Consider the following 20,950-nt stretch of genomic DNA (forward strand, 5'->3'; position numbering starts at 1 on the left):
TCCCCTGCGGCTTCGTTTCGGGGCACGACCGTACCGCTCCGCTGCGCTCGGCTTCACGGGGGCGGCTCCTCGCCGTTCGGGTTCGCCGCCCCTGCCGACTGCTGAACGCGGCCGAGTGCGGCTCCCCGCCGCGGGGGTTCCTCCACGGTGCCGCCTGCCGCCCGGTGGCCTGCTGAGCGCGCAGTTCCTCGCGCCCCTTTCGGGTTCCCGTCTGCCCCACGGGGTCCGATGCCGTCCCGAGGCCGGTGGCCTGCTGGTCGCGCAGTTCCCCGCGCCCCTGAAAACCTTGCCCTTCGCGCGCAAAGCGAGCCCCGTACCACCCAGGGGCGCTGGGGATACCTCCCAGGCGAAGCTCTGGGGGAGGAACTGCGCGACCAGCCCTCCGCCGGGCGGCACCCGGAGGCTTACGGGAACCCTCGCGGCGGGAGCCGTCGCCAGCCCGCGGCCGGGCTGCGGCCGACAGCTCGTGGAAGCCCCCGCGGCGAGCGGGGCCCTATTCGGGGGCGGATTCCGCTTCGTGGAACTCGTCGAGAACCATCGGCGCCGGTTCGGGCGTCTTCGGCATGATCGCGGCCTCGGAGTGGGCGCCGCAGCCGTAGGCGAGGGAGACGAGGTGGCCGTCCGCGGGCGAGAACTCGTTCGCGCACACCCCGAACGCCTGGCTCAGCGAGCCCGCGATCGGCGCGAGGAAGCCGCAGCTCACGCAGTGCGCGGGCGCTGCCTGTGCCATCGGCGTCTTCGCCCCGAACTGCTCCTCCCACCGGTCGGCCGCGGCGTGCAGCCCGTACCGCGAGAGCACCCGCCGCCGCCCGATGCCGATCTCCTCGGCGACCGCCCCGATCGTCGCGATGGACGGCACCACCGCGTCGGCCCCGGAGCCGTCCTCCGCGTCCTCATCGGAGGCGGCGGAAGCGATCGGCTGGAGCGCCTCGCCCGCCGCGTTCCAGCCCGGCTCCAGCCGCAGGTCGTCCGCCTCGCTGGGCAGCAGGTCGCCCGGCCCGAGGTCACCCGGCCGCAGCCGCTCGCTCCACGGCACCCATTCGGGTGCCAGGATCGCGTCGGGCCCGGGCAGCAGCACCGTCTCGTCCACGGTGACCGTCTTGGCCCGCGAGGCCCGGGTCAGCGTGGTGGCCCAGTGCCAGCCCCGGTAGGCCGGCTCGGTGCAGGCGAACAGGTGGGTGACCACACGGTCGCCCTCGGCGACGACGCCGGCGTGCTCCCCCACCGAGTCCTCGCCCGCCGCCTCGCGCGTCGCGGCGAGCGCGACATCGACCGCCTCGGCGCACAGGCGGTCAGGGGTACGGCTTCGCATCGCAGGACTCACAGAAATCGTTTCTCTCTCTACGCCGTCTCACGTGTACGCACGGGGGCGGGCGGACCCGGGTGCCGGGAGCCGGGGCGGAGCGGACCTGCGGGCCGCTGCGACGCCTCGTTTCCCTGCCTCCCCGGACCTGCCCGAGCGTCCTCGGGCGCACCTGTTGCTGCCTATTCTGCGCGATCGCACGCTACCGGTGTGCACCCTGGCCGCAAAGGAGGGGGTGCGGCGACTTCCAATTGGGGCAGGATTGCGACGTGGCACGAACCGTGACCGCGGGCCCTGGGCCCGCACGCAGGGCCGGGCGCGCCCTCGCGAGCGGCGTGGGACGTTCGGCGGGGGCGCTGCGCCGCCGTATCCGCCGGACCACCCACGCCGGGGGCGCGGGCGAGTCGGGCCTTGCCAAGCTGATCGAACTCCACGCGGTGAACTCCGCGGGCGACATGCTGATCACCGTCGCCCTGGCGTCCACCGTCTTCTTCTCGGTGCCCAGCGGGCAGGCGCGCGACCGCGTCGGGCTCTACCTGCTGATCACCATGGCCCCCTTCGCGCTGCTGGCGCCGGTGGTGGGCCCGCTGCTGGACCGCTTCCAGCACGGCCGCAGAGCGTCGATGGCCGTGTCGATGATGGCCCGCGCGGTGCTCGCCTGGACGATGGCCGGCACGGTCGCCACGGCGGGCCTGGGCCTGTATCCGGCGGCGCTGGGCGTCCTGGTGGCCTCCAAGGCGTACGGGGTGCTGCGCAGCGCCGTGGTGCCGCGGCTGCTGCCGGACCGCACCACGCTGGTGAAGGCGAACTCCCGCGTGACCCTGTCGGGCCTGCTCGCGACCGCCGTGGCGGCTCCGCTCGGCGCGGGGCTGCACCAGCTCGGCGCCCAGTGGCCGCTGTACGGGGCGTTCGTGATCTACGTGTGCGGCGCGCTGATGTGCATGGCGCTGCCCTCGAAGGTGGACTCCGCCCGCGGCGAGGCCAAGGCGCGGCTGACGGCCGACGAGGAGGCGCCGCCGGAGCCGACCGGCATCCCCGGCCGCCCGCCCGGCCTGCTGGGCGTGGGCTCCTCGGTGCTGCACGCCCTGCAGGGCAACTGCGGGCTGCGCGCGCTGTCCGGCTTCCTGACCATGTTCCTGGCGTTCATGCTGCGCGAGCACCCCGTCGGCGGGCTCTCCCCCGAGCTGTCGCTGGGCGTGGTCGCGGTGGGCGCCGGCGTGGGCAACGCGCTGGGCACGGCGCTGGGCGCCTGGCTCAAGGCCCGCGGCCCCGAGGTGATCATCACCACCGTGCTGATCATCGCCCTGTCCGTGGCGGTGGTCGCGGCGAGCTGGTTCGGGGTCCTGACGGTGGCCGCGGTCGCCGCCACCGCGGGCATCTCGCAGGCGCTGGCGAAGCTGTCGCTGGACGCGCTGATCCAGCGGGACGTACCGGAGACGGTGCGGACCTCCGCCTTCGCCCGCTCCGAGACGGTGCTGCAGCTGGCGTGGGTGGTCGGCGGCGGCCTCGGCATAATCCTCCCGCTCAACGGCTCGCTGGGGATGGCGGTCGCCGCCTGCCTGGTGCTGGTGGCCTTCCTGGTGTCGGTGCGCGGCCTGCTCGGCTCGGCCCGCCGCGGCGGTACGACGGCGGCCCGCGTGGCGTGAGCCGAACGGGCCCCGTGGCATGCGCCGTACCGATCGCCGTGGCGTGAGCCGTAACGGGCCCCGTGGCGTGAGCCGTACCGGTCCGCGGGGCCTGGCCCGAACCGGCCGGCGTGGCGTGAGCCGAACGAGCCCGCGCGGCACGAGCCGTACCACCGTCCCGGCCCGCCCGCCCCGGGTGACACGGCGTACCCCCGCGCAGGGCCGGGGCACCAGCCCGGTAGCCTCACCCCCATGAGCATTCGCCGCGCCGCCACCGCTTTCGGTGCCATCTCCCTGGGGCTGATCACCCTTTCCGCCTGCGACAAGCCGACGCCCGCGGCCACGGTCACCGTGGGGTCGAAGTCGGTGCAGGCCGAGGCCACCGCGGCGTGCCGTGAGAGCGGCGGCAAGAAGCTCCCCGAGAGCGTCTTCGTCACCTGCCTGCAGAACACCCCGAAGCACCACATCACGGTGCCGGTGGGCGACCAGGTGCGCATCGGGGTGGACCCGTCGATCGGCAAGAAGGGCTGGCTGATCGCGGCCAACACCACCCTGGTCACCAACGAGGTGCTCAAGGACAAGACGTACTGGTCGCTCGACAGTGCCCAGCTCTTCCAGCAGTCCGACCCGCAGACCGGCTCCACCACCGTCGCCAAGTCGGTGACCCTGAACATCGTGGAGTCCTCCGACACCACCGGCCAGGAGTCCTACCGGGTCATCCAGGTCAAGCTCATCCGGGGCAAGTGACGTCCGGCGACGGCCCGACGGCTCCCGAACTGCCCGGGCTGCCCGGGCTGCTGGTGGTGACCGCGGTGGCCGTCGAGCGCGACGCGGTGGCCGCCGGGCTCGGCGCGGCCGGCGACGTGCTGGCCGGCGGGGTCGGCCCGGCAGCGGCGGCAGCGGCCACCGCGCGGGCGCTGGCGCGCGCGGAGGCGGAGGGGCGGCCGTACGGACTGGTGGTCAGCGCCGGGATCGGCGGCGGGTTCGCACCGGACGCGCCGGTGGGCTCGGTGGCGGTGGCGAGCGCGATCGTGGCCGCCGACCTGGGCGCCCAGACCGCCGACGGCTTCACCCCCGTGGCCGAACTCGGCTTCGGCACCTCGCGGCACGTCCCCCCGCCCGGCCTGGCGAAGACGCTCGCGGCGGCCCTGGACGCGGCCCTCGGCCCGGTGCTCACCGTCTCCACGGTGACGGGCACCGCCGAGCGGGCCGCCGAGCTGGCGGCGCGTCACCCGGGCGCCGTGGCGGAGGCGATGGAGGGCTTCGGGGTGGCCGAGGCGGCCGCGGCGGCCGGGCTGCCCGTCGCCGAGATCCGCGCGGTGTCCAACGCGGTCGGCCCCCGCGACCGGGCGGCCTGGCGGATCGGCGAGGCACTGGCGGCGCTGACCCGGGCCTTCGCCGCCGTCCCGGACGCGCTGGCGCGGGCAGGCACGGACGTACGGGGGCAATCCACGGCAGGACGAAGCGAGGTCGAGCATGGGTGAGGAACGGATGACGACGGACCAGGCCGCGGACGGGCAGGTGCCCGGCGGGACGCTCAGGATCGCCTACTCCCCCTGCCCCAACGACACGTTCGTCTTCCACGCCTGGGCGCACGGCTTGGTGGAGGGCGCCCCGCCGCTGGACGTCACGTTCGCCGACATCGACATCACCAACGGCATGGCCGAGCGCGGCGAGCTGGACGTCCTGAAGGTCTCCTACGCGGTGCTGCCCTGGGTGCTCCAGGAGTACGCCCTGCTGCCCTGCGGCGGCGCCCTGGGCCGCGGCTGCGGCCCCCTGGTGCTCACCCGCGAGCCGGGCACCGACCTGTCCGGGCGGACCGTCGCGGTGCCCAGCGAGCGCTCCACGGCCTACCTGCTCTTCCGGCTGTGGGCGGCCGACCAGGTGCCCGGCGGCGTCGGCGAGGTCGTCGTGATGCCGTTCCACGAGATCATGCCCGCCGTGCGGGACGGCCGGGTGGACGCGGGCCTGGTGATCCACGAGGCCCGCTTCACCTACCAGCAGTACGGCCTGCACAAGCTCGCCGACATGGGCGAGCACTGGGAGGCCACCACCGGGCTGCCGATCCCGCTGGGCGCCATCATCGCCAAGCGCTCGCTGGGCAAGGAGCGCCTGCACGCCTTGGCCGACGCCGCGCGCGCCTCGGTGCGCCGCGCCTGGGACGAGCCGGAGCTCTCCCGCGGCTATGTGCTGGAGCACTCCCAGGAGATGGACCCGCACGTCGCCGACCAGCACATCGCGCTGTACGTCAACGAGTTCACCGCCGATCTCGGCGAGAGCGGCTACGCCGCCGTACGGGGGCTGCTCACCCGTGCGGCCGCCGAGGGCCTGGTGCCGCCGCTCGCCCCGGACGCGCTCGCCTTCTGAGTCCTCCGGGACGTCCGGGATGCCCCCGACATCCGAACGCCGCCCGCACCGCCCGTACCGGCCACTCGGCGCGGCTGCCGCCGACTGCTGCCGGCTCGTGCCGTCCGGCGCCCCTCCGTGCCTGCCGTGCCTGCCGTGCCCGCCGGTGCGGGAAACCGGATAACGGGCGGCGGGCGGCGCGGATTTGTGACGCGTGGGACGTGAATTCGCCGCGGCCTCCTTTGCCCGGCGGAAGGCGCGGGCAAAGGAGAGCTAAAGGCGGGTGATGCGGCGGGGGGCGAACGGCCGCCCGCCGATCGGCCGTTCCGTCAGCCGACGTCGAGCTGGTCGGCGACCACCCGCAGCACCGCGGCGATCTTGTGGCCGTGCGCCTTGTCGGGATAGCGGCCGCGCTGCAGCGAGCGGGCCACGTCCTCCAGCAGCGAGGTGAGGTCCTGCACGATCGGCAGCAGCTCGTCGGGCTTGCGGCGCTGGGCCGCGGCGACGGAGGGCGCGGGCTCCAGCAGCGTCACCGACAGCGCCTGGTCCCCGCGCTGTCCTGCGACGACGCCGAACTCCACGCGCTGGCCGGGCTTGAGGGCGGACACGCCGTCGGGCAGTACGGAGGAGTGCACGAAGACGTCGCCGCCGCCGTCGCGGGAGAGGAAGCCGAAGCCCTTCTCGCTGTTGAACCACTTGACCTTGCCGGTAGGCACGTCCGACCTCGTCCTCGCTGTTGGATGGTGCGTGGGAATGGAGTGGGGCTGCATGAGCTGGGGTTCGGCTGGGGTTGGCTGGGTTCGGCCGCACGGTACGGGAACCCCTCCCGAAACCCCGCCGAATACGACGTCAGCGGGCCGTGGCCGACCCGCCTGGCACCAGGCTAATGGCCTGCCGCCGTGTGGCAAGACGCCAAGGTGCCGCTATGCCGTTCCACACCGTCCACCCCTGCGACCTACCCTTGTCGGGTGAGCAAACAAACCATGGGCCCCGGCGATCTGCTGGTACGGATCGGTGCGGTCGTCTTCGTCGTCGGCGCGGTGGGCACCATCGTGACGGTCATGCCGCTGCTGCTGGGCACCAGCCCGCTGCCCACGCCCGCGTACTTCGTCTGCATGCTGATGGGTGTCGGCCTCGCGCTGGCGCTGTTCGGGCTGCTGCGGGCCGCGATGGCGCAGCGGGCGTCCTCGGAGCCGTCGTCCTCCTAGCGGCTTCCCTGCCTGCCGCCCGCTCCTGCGCGTTTTCCGCGCCCTGCCCCCGGGTCAGGCCGCGAGGTGCGCGGTGAGCCAGGCGGGGAACTCGGTGAGGTCGGCCAGGACGACGTCCGCGCCGGCCGCGCGCAGCTCGTGCACGTCGCAGGGACCCGTGGCCACCGCCACCGACACGGCGCCGGCCTTGCGGGCGCCGCGGACGTCGCCGACGTGGTCCCCGACGTACACCGAGGCGCCGAACTCCACCAGCGCCTCCGCCTTCGCCTCGGCCCACAGCCAGCCGCGCAGCTCGGCCTCGATGCCGACGTACTCCAGGTGGCGGCGGGCGTTCGGGGCGTACTTCGCCGTCACGACGACCGGGCGGCCGCCGGCGGCGCGCACCGCGGCCACGGCCGCCGCGGCGCCGGGCATCGCGGGGGTCGGGGCGATGGCGTGCTCCTCGTACAGCGCGCGGTAGCGGTCGGCCATCGGCTCCACCTGCTCGGGCGGGAACCAGTTCGCCAGCTCGTCCTCCAGGGGCGGCCCCAGCCGCGAGACCACCAGCTCGGTGTCGATGTACGCGCCGGACTCCACCGCGAGCCGCTCGTACACCGCTTTGATCCCGGGCCGCGAGTCGATCAGCGTCATGTCCAGATCGAACCCCACGGTGAGCGTGCCGCTCGGCTCCACGGTCCCTCCCTCTCTCTACGGTGCGGCTTCCCACCGTAGAGGGTCCCCCTCCGCAGCCGACAGCCGCGCCATAGCGGCTGGGGGGTGCCCCGCGTCCGCAAGAACGGCAACCCGCTGTAGGAGCTTCTCCCCGTCCCCGCCCAAAGGCCGGATTGCGCTGGTCGCGCAGTTCCTCCCCGAGAGCTTCGCCTGGGAGGTGCCCCCAGCGTCCCTATTGAGCTTGCCCTTCGCGCGCAGGGCGAGGCCGTACAACCCAGGGGCGCGGGGAACGGCTCCCCCAGAGGGGGCACCCCCAGAAGAGGCCACCGGCCTCAGGACGGCAGACAACCCCGTCGGGCAGACGAGAACCCGAAAGGGGCGCGGGGAACTGCGCGAGCAACCACCGACCGGCCTGCGGCCGGGAACGGACCGGACGGGGCAGCCCCGTACCCCAGGGGCGCGGGGAACTGCGCGACAAGCCCAGATGGCGCGGCTGTCGGCGACGCGACAGGAACCCCGACGGCGGGCGGCCGCCCCGCGCGGCGCCGCGCCCGCCTACCCGGCGCGGCGCCGCGCCCGGAGGAGGAGATACGCCGCCGAGGCGAGCGCCGCCGCACGCACCGTAAAAGGAACCCCATCGAGGATCGCCCGCCCGAGCTGCCCGGAGGGCACCCGGCTCCCCCACTTGCCCGCATCGCGGCCCCAGAGCCAGACCAGGAGTCCCGCCGCCGCGGCGCCGGGGATCCCGAAGACGGCGATCTTCGCCTGGGTGCGGCTGAGCGCGCGCGTCAGGTAGGCGCCGAGCCAGCCGAGCCCCAGCGGCACGAAGGACCCGATCGCGGCCCCGGCGACGAGCAGCGCCGCGGAGATCAGCAGCACGGGGCTGCCCCAGCCGCGCAGCCCGGCCCCCGCGGCCCCCCGCAGGAGGCGCGGCAGGCCCCCGCCCCGCTTGGCGGGCGCCGGTTCCGCGACGGGCTCCGCCTCGGCCTCGTCCTTCCCGCGCGGTTCGCGGGCCTGCCCACTGTCGCCCAATTCCTCGTCGCCGAAGGGGATGAACACCCCTCCGGTCATACCGGGCAGCCCAGGCACCTCGTCGCCGAAGACGCCGCCGCCGAGCCCGCCGCCGGTGCCCCACCAGTCCGCCTCGTCGCTGTCCCGCCCGGCGCGCCCGCCGCGCGGCGGCGGTACGTCGGCGGTGTCCTTGCGCAGGCCGCGGGTGCGGGCGTGGGGCCCGTAGGAGCCGGGGGGCGGCGGGCCGGCCGGCGGCTCCTCGGCGGCCGCGTCACGGGCCCGCCCCGCCCCGCCGCCGGAACCGGCCGCGGCCTCCACGACGGCGTCGGGCGTGCCGATCCGGCCGAGGATGCGCTCGACGGCCGCGGGGCTGTCGGTCTCGCCCCGCTGGCTCTCGATGTCCTGCCGCAACTGGGCCACCAGCCGCATCCGCTCGGCCGCGGGCAGGGCGGTCTGCGCCAGGTCGCCTACCTTGCTGAGGTAGTCGAACACCAGCCGGTCACTCTCGACGCCCACGGCCCCGGTCCCCTTCCGTCCCCGTCCCCTTCCGCTCCGTGAGGACGACCGTACCCGTACGGCCGCGGCCCGTGCGGCTAATGTGGGACGGATGGACACAGGAGAGCCGCGCACCCTCGCCGAGGACCTGCGCGCACGGGACGACACCGAGCTGGCGCGCCTGCTCCGCGCCCGCCCTGACCTGCTCACGCCCGTGCCCAACGACATCACCCAGCTCGCCACCCGCGCCGCGACCCGCACATCCGTGCTCCGCACGCTCGACCACCTGCCGGCCTTCCCGCGGCAGGTCGCCGAGACCCTGGCGGTGGCCCCGGACCCTTGCGACTACGGGACGCTGCTGGTCCTGATGACGGGCGAGCCGGCCGCCGAGGAACCCGGCGAGAGCCCCGGCACCTCCGACGGGTTCGCCGAGCCGCTGGACCCCGCGCTCGCGCGGGCCGTCACGCAGGCGCTGCCGCGGGCCGTGGCGACGCTGCGGGACTGCGGAGTGCTCTGGGGCGGCGAGGAGCGGCTGCGGCTGGTGCGCACGGCCCGGGACGTGCTGGGGCCGACACCGGCCGCCGGTTCGGGGACCGGGCTCGGCCCGTCGGTGGGCGAGGCGACCGCGGGGATGTCGCCCTCGCGGCTGCAGGAGATCGTCGTGGACGCCGGGCTCGCCGCCACGCACGACTCGGTGAGCGCGATCGGCGCGCTGACCGGCCTGTTCCAGGACCCGGTGCGGCTGCGTGCCCTGCTCGCGGAGGCGCCCGAGGGCGCGCGGGCGGTGCTGGAGCGCCTGGTGTGGGGCCCGCCGTACGGCGAGGTGCGCGACGCGACCGAGCCGGTGCGGGCCGCCGCGGCCGCCACGCCCGTGCAGTGGCTGCTGGCGCGCGGGCTGCTGCTGCCCGCGGGCGCGCACAATGTGGTGCTGCCCCGGGAGGCCGCGCTGACCCTGCGCGGCAGCCGGGCCCACCGCTTCCCCGAGCCGGCGCCGCCGCCCGTGGCCGCGGTCGCCCGCACCGCCCGCACGGTGGACCTGACGGCGGCCGGGCAGGCGTTCACCGCGGTCCGCACGGTCACCGAACTGCTCACCGCCTGGCAGACCGGCGGACCCCCGGTGCTGCGGGCCGGCGGGATCAGCGTGCGCGACCTCAAGCGCACCGCCGCCACGCTCGACCTGCCGGAGTCCGAGACCGCGTTCTGGCTCGAACTCGCCTACGCCGCGGGGCTGGTGGCCGCCGACGGCGAGGTGGACGAGGCGTACGCGCCCACGCCCGCGGCCGACGTGTGGTCGGGGCAGCCCGCGCACGAGCAGTGGGCGGCGCTGGCCACGGCGTGGCTGGCCACCACCCGCACCCCCGGCCTCGTCGGCAGCCGCGACGCCAAGGGCCGTGCCCTGTCCGCGCTCGGCCCCGACCTGGACCGGGCGCTGACCCCGCAGGTCCGCCGCACCGTGCTGGCCCTGCTCGCCGAACTGCCCGAGGGCTCCGCCGCCGACGCCGAGGCGCTGCTCGCCCGGCTGCGCTGGGAGCGCCCGCTGCGGCCGGGTGCCGACGCCCTGCGCGCGGATCTGCTGCGCTGGACCCTGCACGACGCGGAGGCGCTGGGCTTCACCGGCCGCGGCGCGCTGGCCGCCCACGCCCGGCACCTGCTGCCGCGCCCGGCACCGCAGGACGGGACGGGGGAAGGGGAGGTGGCGGGCCGCAAGGGCCGGTCACGCGGCGGCCGGAGCGCCGCCTCGGGCGTCAACTCGGCGGCGGCGTACGACCGTTCGGTGCGCTCGGGCGAGACCGTGCCCGGCGACCCGAGGGCCGCCGCGGCCGCGCTCGCGCCCCTGCTGCCCGAACCGCTGGACCATGTGCTGCTCCAGGCCGACCTGACGGCTGTGGCGCCCGGCCCGCTGGTCGCGCCGCTCGCCGAAACGCTGGGCGTGCTGGCCGACATCGAGTCCAAGGGCGGGGCGACGGTCTACCGCTTCACGCCGGAGTCGGTACGGCGGGCGCTGGACGCGGGGCGCACCGCATCGGAGTTGCAGGCATTCCTGACCGCGCACTCGCGCACCCCCGTTCCGCAGCCGCTGAGTTACCTCATCGACGACGTGGCCCGCCGGCACGGCACCCTGCGGGTGGGCGCCGCTTCGGCGTACCTGCGCTGCGACGACGACGCCGTGCTCACCGAACTCCTCGCCGACCGCCGGGCGAACGGCCTCGGCCTGCGCCGCCTCGCCCCCACCGTCCTCGCCGCCCAGGCCGATCCGTCGACGCTGCTGGAGCGGCTGCGTGCGATGGGCCTGGCGCCTGCGGCCGAGTCGGCCGACGGCGATGTGCTGATCAGCCGCCCCGACGCCCGCCGCACCCCGCCGCGCACCGCGCCGGCGCCCTTGGTCGACGGCCCGCCCGCCCCCGACGACGCGCTCCTGGGCGCGGCAGTCAAGGCCATCCGCGCCGGGGACCGCGCGGCCACCGCCGCCCGCCGCGCCCCCTCCCCCCGTGAGGGCGGCCTGCCCCGTACCCCGGCAGCCGACACGCTGGCCACCGTCCAGGCGGCCACGCTCGCCGGCGAGTCGCTGTGGATCGGCTACGTCAACGCCGAGGGCAGCGCCACCCAGCGCGTCATCACCCCCACCCGTGTGGAGGGCGGCTATGTGACGGCGTACGACCACACGGCCGACGAGATCCGCACGCTGGCGCTCCACCGCATCACGGGCGTGTCGGCCCTGGCGGACGACCCGGCGTAGCCCGTACGGGGGTTACAGTGGCGGGCGTCAGGCGGCGGCACGGAGGTGGGCCGCCTGTACGGGAGTTGGGTCCGCTCGTGCCAACAGGCCCTGGTCTCGGGCGTGTTCAGGGGGCCGGGTCCTCCGGGGGCGGGGTGCCGTAGCCGAGGGTGTGCCACCAGTGGTGGCGGCGCGGGTGCAGGGCGCGGCCGATGCGGCGGCCGAGCAGCAGGTAACCGAGGAGCGCGCCAAGGGTGTTGAGGATGACGTCGTCGATGTCGAAGGCGCGGCCCTCGACGAAGAAGCCCTGCGCGGTCTCGACCATCACCATGACCAGGGCGGTCAGCAGGCTCACCCGCAGCAGGCCGCGGCTGCGCGGGAAGAGCGCGGGCAGCAGGATGCCGAAGGGCACGCCGAGCAGGACATTGCCGCCGATCTGCTTCACGGAGTCGCGGACTTCGGGCTGTTCGACGTAGGCCCGGATCGACGCTCCCGGCCGCAGGTTGGTGTGCACGAGCGCGTCGGAGGAGGGCGAGGGCACGAGGGTCACCTTTGCCAGCGCGACAGCGAAGGCCACCATCCCGACGAGGGCCACCCCGAGCACGAGCGTGCGCGCCAGGACGGACCCGAGCGAGCGGCGCTGGAGGAGCGGGCGCCGCGGGGGCGCGTCGGCGGGGGCGGTGGGCGCGGGTGCCGGTGCGGGCTTGCGGGCGCCCCTGGTGGTCAATGCCTTCGTGGCTGAGGTCTTGGGGGTGCCCTTGCGCGCGGGGCTCACGGGCTTCTTTGCGGCGGGCTTCGCCGTCTTCTTCGCCGGGTCCTTCGCGCTCCTCGTGGTGCCCTTCGTCGCCTGCGCGGCGGTGGGCGCCTCGCGTTGCCAGGGCCACCGCCAGGACGAGGCCGCGGGCGCGCCCGCCGTCGCGGGAGCCTTGGCAGAAGCCTTCGTCGGGGCTTTCGCCGGGGCCTTCGCTGGACTCTTGCGCTGGGCGGCCTTCGCGGACTTGGTCGTCCGGACCGAACTCCTCCGGGAGGCGGGGCCCTTGGCCGGCGGGGCGGCCTCCGCGCGGCCCCAGAGCCACCGACGCGAGGAGCCCTCGGTGGTCGTGGATGTGGCGGGGCTCTTGTCGGATGCGGCCGTCGCAGCGGTGGGGGTGCGTTGCCGGGCCATCGAACCGCCCTCCGGGTAGGTGCCGTTGTCTCGGACGTGTACCCGGCGGCGGCCGCCGTACGCCGCGAACGGACGTACGGCGGCCGCCGTTTGTCAGCACTGCCGGCTGCTGCCGGGCGCTGTGGGGCTGGGCGTCAGCTGTGGCTGCCGCGCCTGCGGGTGAACAGCACGAGCGCACCGCCCGCGCCGAGCACGGCCACGGCTGCGGCCGCAGCCCACTCCACCTGCTCCGAGGCTCCGGTGTGCGGGAGGCTCGGCGGGGTGGAGGGGGGAGTGCTCGGGTGGTGCGAGGGGTGGTGGGACGGGGTGGTCGGAGGCGTGCTGGGCGGAGTGGTGGGCGGAGTCGTCGGAGGCTTGGTGGGAGGCGTGGTCGGGTGGTGCCCGTGACCCGGGTGGTGCCCATGGCCGGGGTGGTGACCGTGACCCGGGTGGTGGCCGTGACCCGGCGGAGTGGTCGGCGGGGTCGTCGGCGGGGTAGTGGGGGGCGTGGTCGGCGGGGACGTGGGGGGAGGCGTCGGGTGGTGGCCGTGGCCGGGGTGGTGACCATGGCCCGGGTGGTGGCCGTGACCCGGCGGAGTGGTCGGCGGGGTCGTCGGCGGGGTGGTGGGGGGCGTGGTCGGCGGGGTGGAGGGCGGGCAGCTGGTGTCGCTGGGCTGCGGGTGCCCGCTCGGCTCCTCGCTCGGCCAGTCGCTGCCGTTGGGCCACTGGCTGCCGTTGGGCCAGCCTGAGTCCGCGGTGGGCTTGCTCCCCGACCCGTGCGAGCCGCCGTCCGAGCTGCCGCCGGAGCCGTGCCCGTAGCCGGGTGCCGTCGTGGTGGGCGGCGTGGTGGGCGGGGTGGTGGGCGGGGTGGTCTCGGGGGCACCACCGTAACCGGGGGCGGTGGTGCCCCCGTACGAGGAGCCGCCGTCGCCGGAGCCGTGGCTGCCCGAGCCACCGCCGTGGGCAGCGCCGTCCTCGGCGCCGGCCTTGGTGGCACCGGAGTCCTGGGAGCCGTCCTCAGCGGACTGCTGGGAGTCGGACTGCTGGGAACCGTTCTGCTGGGAACCCTCCTGCTGGGCGGACCCCTGGGCGTCCGTTCCCTTCGGGCCGAAGCCGATGGCGGCGAGCTGCTGGGAGACCAGGGCGTTGACGTCGAGGGCGTGCTGCGGGGCGGCACCGAACAGGGACTGGCCGGTGCCGTGGCCAGAGGTGTGGGCGGAGTCGTGGGCGGACGAGGAGAGGCCGAGGGCGGAGGACGGCTGGCCGTCGTCCGTTGCGGCTCCCGCGGGTGAGCCGGGGAGCAGCAGGCCGGCCGCGGCCATCACTGCCGCCCCGGCGACCGCGGTGGATGCCGCGACGGCTCGGAACGGCCCCCGCCGGCGCGGCTCGGTGGGGGGATGCGTCTGCTGATTCATGGGGGCAGAAAACATCAAATACGACTGATCATCCTTTATGACCGGCCGTCCTCGGCCCAGATTCCCCCCAACGGCTGCGCACCCGCACCCGGCGGCCCCGCCCCCTGCTCAGGGGCCTCGGCGCCGTCGGGCCGGCCGTGCCGGACCGGGGCCGCAGTACAGTTGCATGTTCCCCGCACACACTCCCCTTCCGCCGGAGGCCATATGTCGTGCCTGATCGTCCAGAGCGACAAGACGCTCCTCCTCGAGGTCGACCACGAGCTCGCCGACGCCTGCCGGCGGGCGATCGCCCCGTTCGCCGAGCTGGAGCGCGCACCCGAGCACATCCACACGTACCGGGTGACGCCGCTGGGGCTCTGGAACGCGCGGGCGGCCGGGCACGACGCCGAGCAGGTCGTCGACGCGCTGGTGCAGTACTCGCGGTACCCGGTGCCGCACGCCCTGCTGGTGGACGTCGCCGAGACGATGGACCGCTACGGGCGGCTGCGGCTGGCCAAGGACCCCGCGCACGGGCTGGTGCTCACCACGACCGACCGCCCGGTGCTGGAGGAGGTGCTGCGCTCCAAGCGCATCCAGCCGCTGGTGGGGGCGCGGATCGACGAGGACACCGTCAGCGTGCACCCTTCCGAGCGCGGCCAGATCAAGCAGGTGCTGCTGAAGCTGGGCTGGCCCGCCGAGGACTATGCCGGCTACGTGGACGGCGAGGCCCACCCCATCGACCTGCGCCAGGAGGACTGGCAGCTGCGCCCGTACCAGCAGCAGGCCGTGGAGAACTTCTGGCACGGCGGCTCCGGCGTCGTCGTGCTGCCGTGCGGCGCGGGCAAGACGCTGGTCGGCGCGGGCGCGATGGCCGAGGCGAAGGCCACCACGCTGATCCTGGTCACCAACACCGTCTCGGCCCGGCAGTGGAAGCACGAGCTGGTCCGGCGCACCTCGCTCACCGAGGACGAGGTGGGCGAGTACAGCGGCACGAAGAAGGAGATCCGCCCGGTCACCATCGCCACCTACCAGGTGCTGACCACCAAGCGGAAGGGCATCTACCCCCACCTGGAGCTGTTCGACTCCCGGGACTGGGGCCTGATCGTCTACGACGAGGTGCACCTGCTGCCGGCGCCGGTCTTCAAGTTCACCGCGGACCTGCAGGCCCGCCGCCGGCTCGGGCTGACCGCCACGCTGGTGCGCGAGGACGGCCGCGAGTCGGACGTCTTCTCGCTGATCGGCCCCAAGCGCTTCGACGCGCCCTGGAAGGAGATCGAGGCCCAGGGCTACATCGCGCCGGCCGACTGCGTCGAGGTCCGGGTGAACCTCACCGACTCCGAGCGGCTCGCCTACGCCACCGCCGAGCCCGAGGAGAAGTACCGCTACTGCGCCACCACCGCGACCAAGCGGCAGGTCACCGAGGCGCTGGTGGCCAAGCACAAGGGGCAGCAGACGCTGGTCATCGGGCAGTACATCGACCAGCTCGACGAGCTGGGCGAGCACCTGGGCGCGCCCGTGATCAAGGGCGAGACGACCAACGCCCAGCGCGAGAAGCTCTTCGACGCCTTCCGCAACGGCGAGATCTCCGTCCTGGTGGTCTCCAAGGTGGCGAACTTCTCCATCGACCTGCCCGAGGCCACCGTGGCGATCCAGGTCTCCGGCACCTTCGGCTCCCGCCAGGAGGAGGCCCAGCGGCTGGGCCGGGTGCTGCGCCCGAAGGCCGACGGGCACGAGGCCCGCTTCTACTCCGTGGTCGCCCGCGACACCATCGACCAGGACTTCGCCGCTCACCGCCAGCGGTTCCTCGCCGAGCAGGGCTACGCCTACCGGATCATGGACGCCAGCGACCTGTAAGCGCGCCTCACGGAGCACCGACGGGCCAGCCCGCCCCGGCGGCCGCCCCCCGGCTGGGCGAGCCGGGGCGCACGCCGGCGTCGATAGCGCCCCGGGCCGGGCGGGAGCGCCGGGGTGGGCGGCGTGCGGCTCAGCTCGCCGCGGGGAGATGGAGGTAGAGCAGCAGGGCGGACAGGGCGAGCAAGGGTGCCGCCGCGGACAGCGCCGTGCGCAGCAGGCGGTGGCGCAGGCGGTGGGAGATCTGCCAGGCGCCGATCAGGGCGAGCACGGCTGCTGCCAGCAGGCAGGGGCCGATGGTCAGTGCCGTGTAGAGCGCGTGGCAGCCGCCGGCAGAGCACGAGTCCGTCGCCATCGGGGAGAACATGACGATCAGGCCGTCCACGAGCATCAGCGGTACCCCGAACACGGTGGCCACCAGCGGCGCGACATAGGCACGACGGTCCTGGTCCGGATGGGGCACCCTGCCCGGCACCAGATGCACGGCATACGGCCACGGCCGCGCCTGCTCCTCCTGCCGCTCCTGCGGGTGGGGGCGGCCGCCCTCCGGGACGTCGGAGCCGTAACCGTGCCCGCCCGGGGATGTCGTCATGCTCCCCATGGCACCCCGCGCACGGGCCCTCCCGCATGAGCGGACGTACTCATTCCGAGGGCGCTCAGGGGCTCATCCCGGGGCGGCTACGAGGCAGGGCGAGCTGCCTCGCGGCTTGCCCCCGAGCGGGCCGCTGCGGGGTTCGGCAGGTTGGGCGGGGCTGCCTCGCGGCTGTCCCTGAACTCCAGTGGGCGTCGCAGAGCCGCTGCGGTACCCCCGGTCTGTCCGGTGAACCTCTCCGCGGCCGCCGCGGAGGACCGCCATCGCCGTTCGGCAGCGCGTCGGCGCCGTTCGACCGGGCGGCATCCCTCCGTGCAGCCGTACCTCGGCTGCGGTCAGCCGTCGCGGAGCTGCTGCGGTACCCCGGTCTGTCCGGTGAACCTCCCGGCGGCCGCCGCGGAGGACCGTCATCGCCGTTCGGCAGCGCGTCGGCGCCATGCGGCTGGGCGACTTCCCTCTGTGCGGGCGGCGCGGGGGTGGTCAGGGCCATGGGGCGGTGTCGTGGCTCTGGGGCGGACGCGGGCGGGCTGCGTCGGCGGACGGGGCTGCGTCCTGCTTGGGACAGGCAGGAGTCGGCGGGCCCGTGCGGCTCAGAAGCGCTTCGCGTCCGCGCCGAGTATGACCACTTCGACGGCCGTCTTCAGGTAGACGCGGGCGGCGCGCAGGGCGTTGCCGATCAGGTGGCGAGGGTGCGGCCCGATGGCCGTGCCGCCGTTGGGGGCGGGTGCGGGGGTGAGTGTCGTGGAGGCCATGTCTCCACGGTACGTAATCGCTGCCGCTCGGACGTCGGGCTCGGGGCTGACTTTTTTCACGCTGCGTGTACGACTAGGGGGTGAGGTGGGACCCTGAGGGTCATCTCGGGGTAGCCCTTGTGGCCCCTACGGGTCCCCGCGGGGTTGCACGGTTCGGGGACCGTGGGCGCTCCCCGGGGCCCTCGGGTCCCGTCTGCCCCAGCCGGTCCGCCCCGGCCGCAGGTCAGTCGGTGCTTGCTCGCGCAGTTTCCCGCGCCCCTTGGCGAACCGTCTGCCCCGACCCGTCCGTCCCCGGCCGCAGGCCGGTCCATGGCTGAGCGCGCACTTCCCCGCCCCCTCGGCCAACCACCTGCCCCACGGGGACCTTCGCCGTCGCAAGGACGGTGGCCTCCTCCCGCGCCGTTCCCCGCGCCACTCGGTGAACCGTCTGCCCCGACCCGTCCGTCCCCGGCCTCAGGCCGGTCGGCGGGCTGGGCGCGCCTCCACGGCACCCCGGCTGCCCATGGCGGCTCCGCCTCGCCCCCAAGCGAATAGGGTCCCCGGCCGCACGCCCACCGTGGACCTCCGCGGAAAACGATTGGAACCCTCGCGGGCCGGCGCGTAAACTCGCGCGTCTGCCGCCTCCCGGCCGTGAATCGCGCCCTGGGAGAGCCGCCGCCCGGACGGAAACCGGCCGGCCCCTTCGTGACACCGCCGCGCGCACCCTCGGTGCGCCCCACGTATCAGCCGGAGGCTTCGCCGTGCCCTCGCACGCCCGAAAACCGTTCACCGAGCCAACCGTAGAACCGCACGTCGCACCGCACGTCGAGCCGCTCGAAGCGCCCACCGACACCTCCACTCAGCCCCGAGCGGCCGCGGCGGGCACGACCGGCACCTCCACCCGGCCCCGACAAGGCACCCCTGACACCGACAGCCCCGCCCGGCCCCCGCAAGGCACCCCCGCCCCCGGGCCCCTGGAGCGGGAGCGGGCGCACCTTGCCGCCTCGCGTGCCGCGCTCAAAGCCATGCGGCACGACGTCGAAGCCCTCGACATCAGCGACGTCACCGGGAACTGGGTGAACGCCAAGATCCTCGCCGGTGAGATCGAGGCCCGGATCAAAGCGCTCGCCGACCTCGCGGGGACCCCGCTGTTCTTCGGGCGGCTGGACTACCTGCACGCGCCCGGTGGCGATCTCGCCGAGGGCGCCGCGGGCGAGAGCTTCTACATCGGGCGGCGGCACGTGCACGACGCGGTCGGCGACCCGATGGTCATCGACTGGCGCGCGCCGGTCTCGCAGCCCTTCTACCGCGCCTCGCGGGCCGAGCCGATGGACGTGCGGCTGCGCCGCCGGTTCGGCTACACCGGTGGCGAGTTGACCGCGTACGAGGACGAGCACCTGTCCGACGCCGCCGAGGCCGACACCTCGAGCAAGCTGCTGCAGGCGGAGATCGAGCGGCCGCGCGTCGGCCCCATGCGCGACATCGTGGCCACGATCCAGCCCGAGCAGGACGAGATCGTCCGCGCGGACGTGTCGGGCTCGGTGTGCGTGCAAGGGGCGCCGGGCACCGGGAAGACGGCCGTCGGCCTGCACCGGGTGGCCTATCTGCTCTACGCGCACCGCGAGCGGCTGGCCCGCACCGGCACCCTCGTCATCGGGCCGAACGCCTCCTTCCTGCAGTACATCGAGCAAGTGCTGCCCGCGCTCGGCGAGTTGCACGTCAAGCAGGCAACCGTGGACGACCTGGTGGCCCATGTCCCGATCCGCGGCACCGATTCGGCGCAGGCCGCGCGGATCAAGGGCGACGCGCGGATGGCGCAGGTGCTGCGGCGGGCGGTCCGCTCGGGGATCCGCATGCCGAAGGAGCCCGTCGTGGTGGTGCGCGGCTCGCGGCGCTGGCGGGTGCCGGCGTACGAACTGGAGGAGATCGTCCGGGAGATGGCCGACCGCGACATCCGCTACGGGGCCGCGCGCGAGGCGCTGCCGCAGCGGATCGCGCACGCGGTGCTGGTGCGGATGGAGCAGGCCGGCGAGGCGCCCGACGACCGCGTGCAGGACGCGGTGGCGCGCAACGCGGCGGTGAAGGCCGCGGTCAAGGAGTGCTGGCCGCCGGTCGATCCGGCGAAGCTGGTGCTGCGGCTGCTCTCCGAGCCGGAGTTCATGACCTCTTGCGCGCAAGGGCTGCTGTCGCCCGAGGAGCAGCGGGAGATCCTGTGGGCCAAGCCCGCGCGGGGCCTCGCCTCGGCCAAGTGGTCCGCGGCGGACGCGGTGCTGGTGGACGAGGCACAGGACCTGGTGCAGCGGACGGGGTCGCTGGGCCATGTCGTGCTGGACGAGGCACAGGACCTCTCGCCGATGCAGTACCGGGCGGTCGGGCGCCGCTGCTCGACGGGTTCGGCGACGATCCTCGGCGACCTCGCGCAGGGGACGACGCCCTGGGCGACGGCGACGTGGGCCGAGGCGCTGTCCCACCTCGGCAAACCGGAGGCGCGGATCGAGGAGTTGACGCGCGGCTTCCGTGTGCCGCGCGAGGTGATCGCGTACGCCTCGCGTCTGCTGCCCTCCATCGCACCGGACTTGGCGCCCGCGACCTCCGTCCGGGAGTCGCCCGGCGCGCTGTTCGTACGGCCGGTGGCAGCCGAGGAGCTGGACGAGGCGGTGGTCGCCGCCTGCCGCGAGTCGCTGGGGAACGAGGGATCCATCGGCCTGATCGCGGCCGATCCGCGGGTGCCGGAACTGGCCGCGGCCCTCACCGCGGCCGGGCTCGCCCACCTCGCGCCCGGCGAGGAGACCTCCGCCGACGCCCGGCTCACCCTCGTACCGGCCTCGCTGGCCAAGGGACTCGAGTACGACTACGTGGTGCTGGACGAGCCGGCCGCGATCGTGGCCGCCGAGCCGGACGCCCGTACCGGACTGCGCCGCCTCTACGTCGCCCTGACCCGGGCGGTCTCCGGCCTCACGGTCCTCCACAGCGCCCCGCTGCCGGCCGAACTCGCCGGGTGAGCCGGGGAGTACGCCTCGCGGGGGCGCGTCGCCGGGTTGTGCGAAACAACCATTGACGGCTTTGGTACAGACCTATACTTTCGGGCCCATCAGATCCCCCCACCGGCCTGTGGCCGGCCGCGCTCGGTACGGCGGCCGGCAGCCGAACTGCCGTGCGGCAGCGACGGGTTACGGCAGCGGCGAGTCCAGCGCCTCGCGCCAGGCGCGGACCGCCTCGGGGTCCACGGGGCCCTCCCAGCCCGCGGAGCGGACCGCTCCGCCGACGTGGAAGGCGTCCAGGCCGGCCGCGCGCAGCGCGGGGACATGGTGCAGGTGGAGGCCGCCGCCGACGAGCAGCCGCGGCTCGTAGCCGGGCTCGCCCAGGCGCGCGGCCTCCTCGCACAGGACGGGCAGGCCGGTGTCCACACCGTCGGGCGAGCCCGCGGTCAGGAAGGTGTCCAGGCCCGGCAGCCCGGCGAGTTGGAGGCGGACCGCGTCGCGGTCGGAGGCGCGGTCGATGGCCCGGTGGAAGGTCCACGCGCAGCCCTCGATGACGTCCACCACCGCGTACACCGCGTCCAGGTCGGCCCGCCCGGTCGAGTCGAGGAAGCCGAGCACGAACTCCTCGGCCCCTTCGCGGCGCAGCAGTTGGGCCGCCTCGCAGAGCGCGTCCAACTCCCGGGCGTCCCCGGCGCCGAAGCCGTCGGACAGCCGCAGCATGACCCGCAGCGGCAGGTCCACCGCGGCCCGGATGCGGCCGAAGACCTCGCGCGAGGGGGTCAGCCCGTCGGCCGCCATGTCGGTGACCAGTTCGAGGCGGTCGGCGCCGCCGCTCTGGGCCGCGACGGCGTCCTCGGGGCCGAGGGCGATCACCTCGAAGATTGGTCTAGACATATGAGCAA

At 74.9% G+C, this 20,950-nt stretch carries 17 protein-coding genes; 8 read left to right on the plus strand and 9 right to left on the minus strand.

The window, feature by feature from the left end; all coding sequences use genetic code 11:
- Nucleotides 1–493: 493 nt before the first annotated feature.
- A complete protein-coding gene (locus tag BLR33_RS15425; RefSeq protein ID WP_093785021.1) occupies nt 494–1,312 on the minus strand; it encodes a DUF3027 domain-containing protein in 819 nt (272 codons plus the stop codon).
- Nucleotides 1,313–1,572: 260 nt separating this feature from the next.
- On the opposite strand from BLR33_RS15425, the gene BLR33_RS15430 reads away from it, so the two are divergent.
- From BLR33_RS15430 to BLR33_RS15445, 4 genes are all read left to right on the plus strand, one after another.
- Complete coding sequence (locus BLR33_RS15430) at nt 1,573–2,949, plus strand: MFS transporter (RefSeq protein WP_407639682.1); 1,377 nt, start codon at nt 1,573–1,575, stop codon at nt 2,947–2,949.
- Nucleotides 2,950–3,180: 231 nt separating this feature from the next.
- Nucleotides 3,181–3,675 (plus strand): hypothetical protein, encoded by a 495-nt coding sequence (locus BLR33_RS15435; protein WP_176930276.1) that lies wholly within the window; start codon nt 3,181–3,183, stop codon nt 3,673–3,675.
- Nucleotides 3,672–4,412 carry a futalosine hydrolase gene (locus tag BLR33_RS15440; protein WP_245771422.1) on the plus strand — a complete coding sequence of 247 codons (741 nt, stop codon included), beginning with the start codon at nt 3,672–3,674 and terminating at the stop codon, nt 4,410–4,412. The genes BLR33_RS15435 and BLR33_RS15440 overlap by 4 nt, the downstream gene beginning before the upstream one ends.
- Nucleotides 4,413–4,419: 7 nt before the next feature.
- Nucleotides 4,420–5,295 carry a 1,4-dihydroxy-6-naphthoate synthase gene (locus BLR33_RS15445; protein ID WP_093785022.1) on the plus strand — a complete coding sequence of 292 codons (876 nt, stop codon included), beginning with the start codon at nt 4,420–4,422 and terminating at the stop codon, nt 5,293–5,295.
- A gap of 308 nt (nt 5,296–5,603) precedes the next feature.
- On the opposite strand, the gene BLR33_RS36940 is transcribed toward BLR33_RS15445, so the two are convergent.
- Complete coding sequence (locus BLR33_RS36940) at nt 5,604–5,990, minus strand: cold-shock protein (protein ID WP_093785023.1); 387 nt, start codon at nt 5,988–5,990, stop codon at nt 5,604–5,606.
- Between the two features lie 252 nt (nt 5,991–6,242).
- Here BLR33_RS36940 and BLR33_RS15455 point away from each other — a divergent pair, with 252 nt between their 5' ends.
- Entirely contained in the window at nt 6,243–6,482 is a 240-nt protein-coding gene (locus tag BLR33_RS15455) for a hypothetical protein (protein ID WP_245771423.1), read from the plus strand.
- A 54-nt stretch (nt 6,483–6,536) separates the two neighbouring features.
- Here BLR33_RS15455 and BLR33_RS15460 read toward each other — a convergent pair whose 3' ends face one another.
- Together BLR33_RS15460 and BLR33_RS15465 are read right to left on the minus strand one after the other, a co-directional pair.
- Nucleotides 6,537–7,154 (minus strand): HAD family hydrolase, encoded by a 618-nt coding sequence (locus BLR33_RS15460; protein WP_265737039.1) that lies wholly within the window; start codon nt 7,152–7,154, stop codon nt 6,537–6,539.
- Nucleotides 7,155–7,688: 534 nt separating this feature from the next.
- On the minus strand, nt 7,689–8,660 hold the full coding sequence (locus BLR33_RS15465) for a hypothetical protein (protein WP_093785025.1): 972 nt from the start codon (nt 8,658–8,660) through the stop codon (nt 7,689–7,691).
- 91 nt (nt 8,661–8,751) lie between these two features.
- Between BLR33_RS15465 and BLR33_RS15470 the strand changes: the two genes are divergently transcribed.
- Nucleotides 8,752–11,376, plus strand: coding sequence for a helicase C-terminal domain-containing protein (locus BLR33_RS15470; RefSeq protein ID WP_093785026.1), 2,625 nt, complete (start codon nt 8,752–8,754; stop codon nt 11,374–11,376).
- Between the two features lie 106 nt (nt 11,377–11,482).
- On the opposite strand, the gene BLR33_RS36945 is transcribed toward BLR33_RS15470, so the two are convergent.
- Complete coding sequence (locus BLR33_RS36945) at nt 11,483–12,520, minus strand: VanZ family protein (protein WP_093785027.1); 1,038 nt, start codon at nt 12,518–12,520, stop codon at nt 11,483–11,485.
- A 134-nt stretch (nt 12,521–12,654) separates the two neighbouring features.
- Nucleotides 12,655–13,914 carry an LPXTG cell wall anchor domain-containing protein gene (locus BLR33_RS15480; protein WP_093785028.1) on the minus strand — a complete coding sequence of 420 codons (1,260 nt, stop codon included), beginning with the start codon at nt 13,912–13,914 and terminating at the stop codon, nt 12,655–12,657.
- A gap of 204 nt (nt 13,915–14,118) precedes the next feature.
- On the opposite strand from BLR33_RS15480, the gene BLR33_RS15485 reads away from it, so the two are divergent.
- The gene (locus BLR33_RS15485) at nt 14,119–15,747 is read left to right on the plus strand and encodes a DNA repair helicase XPB (RefSeq protein WP_093785029.1); all 1,629 of its coding nucleotides are present in this window, start codon (nt 14,119–14,121) and stop codon (nt 15,745–15,747) included.
- Nucleotides 15,748–15,877: 130 nt separating this feature from the next.
- Here BLR33_RS15485 and BLR33_RS15490 read toward each other — a convergent pair whose 3' ends face one another.
- Together BLR33_RS15490 and BLR33_RS35220 are read right to left on the minus strand one after the other, a co-directional pair.
- Nucleotides 15,878–16,336 (minus strand): hypothetical protein, encoded by a 459-nt coding sequence (locus tag BLR33_RS15490; protein ID WP_093785030.1) that lies wholly within the window; start codon nt 16,334–16,336, stop codon nt 15,878–15,880.
- 590 nt (nt 16,337–16,926) lie between these two features.
- The gene (locus BLR33_RS35220; RefSeq protein ID WP_176930277.1) at nt 16,927–17,088 is read right to left on the minus strand and encodes a hypothetical protein; all 162 of its coding nucleotides are present in this window, start codon (nt 17,086–17,088) and stop codon (nt 16,927–16,929) included.
- Between the two features lie 1,004 nt (nt 17,089–18,092).
- Between BLR33_RS35220 and BLR33_RS15495 the strand changes: the two genes are divergently transcribed.
- The gene (locus BLR33_RS15495) at nt 18,093–20,069 is read left to right on the plus strand and encodes a HelD family protein (RefSeq protein WP_093785207.1); all 1,977 of its coding nucleotides are present in this window, start codon (nt 18,093–18,095) and stop codon (nt 20,067–20,069) included.
- A 168-nt stretch (nt 20,070–20,237) separates the two neighbouring features.
- On the opposite strand, the gene BLR33_RS15500 is transcribed toward BLR33_RS15495, so the two are convergent.
- Nucleotides 20,238–20,942, minus strand: a complete 705-nt coding sequence (locus BLR33_RS15500; RefSeq protein WP_093785031.1) for a copper homeostasis protein CutC — start codon at nt 20,940–20,942, stop codon at nt 20,238–20,240.
- Between the last annotated feature and the right edge of the window lie 8 nt (nt 20,943–20,950).

Origin of the sequence: Actinacidiphila guanduensis, assembly GCF_900103985.1 — a bacterium.
Classification (GTDB): domain Bacteria; phylum Actinomycetota; class Actinomycetes; order Streptomycetales; family Streptomycetaceae; genus Actinacidiphila; species Actinacidiphila guanduensis.

Coding starts and splice junctions, on each gene's coding strand:
- BLR33_RS15435 (WP_176930276.1), top strand. CDS start 3,181: ATGAGCATTCGCCGCGCCGCCACCGCTTTCGGTGCCATCTCCCTGGGG.
- BLR33_RS35220 (WP_176930277.1), bottom strand. CDS start 17,088: ATGGCCTCCACGACACTCACCCCCGCACCCGCCCCCAACGGCGGCACG.
- BLR33_RS15445 (WP_093785022.1), top strand. CDS start 4,420: ATGACGACGGACCAGGCCGCGGACGGGCAGGTGCCCGGCGGGACGCTC.
- BLR33_RS15425 (WP_093785021.1), bottom strand. CDS start 1,312: ATGCGAAGCCGTACCCCTGACCGCCTGTGCGCCGAGGCGGTCGATGTC.
- BLR33_RS15495 (WP_093785207.1), top strand. CDS start 18,093: ATGCGGCACGACGTCGAAGCCCTCGACATCAGCGACGTCACCGGGAAC.
- BLR33_RS36945 (WP_093785027.1), bottom strand. CDS start 12,520: ATGGCCCGGCAACGCACCCCCACCGCTGCGACGGCCGCATCCGACAAG.
- BLR33_RS15500 (WP_093785031.1), bottom strand. CDS start 20,942: ATGTCTAGACCAATCTTCGAGGTGATCGCCCTCGGCCCCGAGGACGCC.
- BLR33_RS15470 (WP_093785026.1), top strand. CDS start 8,752: ATGGACACAGGAGAGCCGCGCACCCTCGCCGAGGACCTGCGCGCACGG.
- BLR33_RS15480 (WP_093785028.1), bottom strand. CDS start 13,914: ATGAATCAGCAGACGCATCCCCCCACCGAGCCGCGCCGGCGGGGGCCG.
- BLR33_RS15490 (WP_093785030.1), bottom strand. CDS start 16,336: ATGACGACATCCCCGGGCGGGCACGGTTACGGCTCCGACGTCCCGGAG.
- BLR33_RS15485 (WP_093785029.1), top strand. CDS start 14,119: ATGTCGTGCCTGATCGTCCAGAGCGACAAGACGCTCCTCCTCGAGGTC.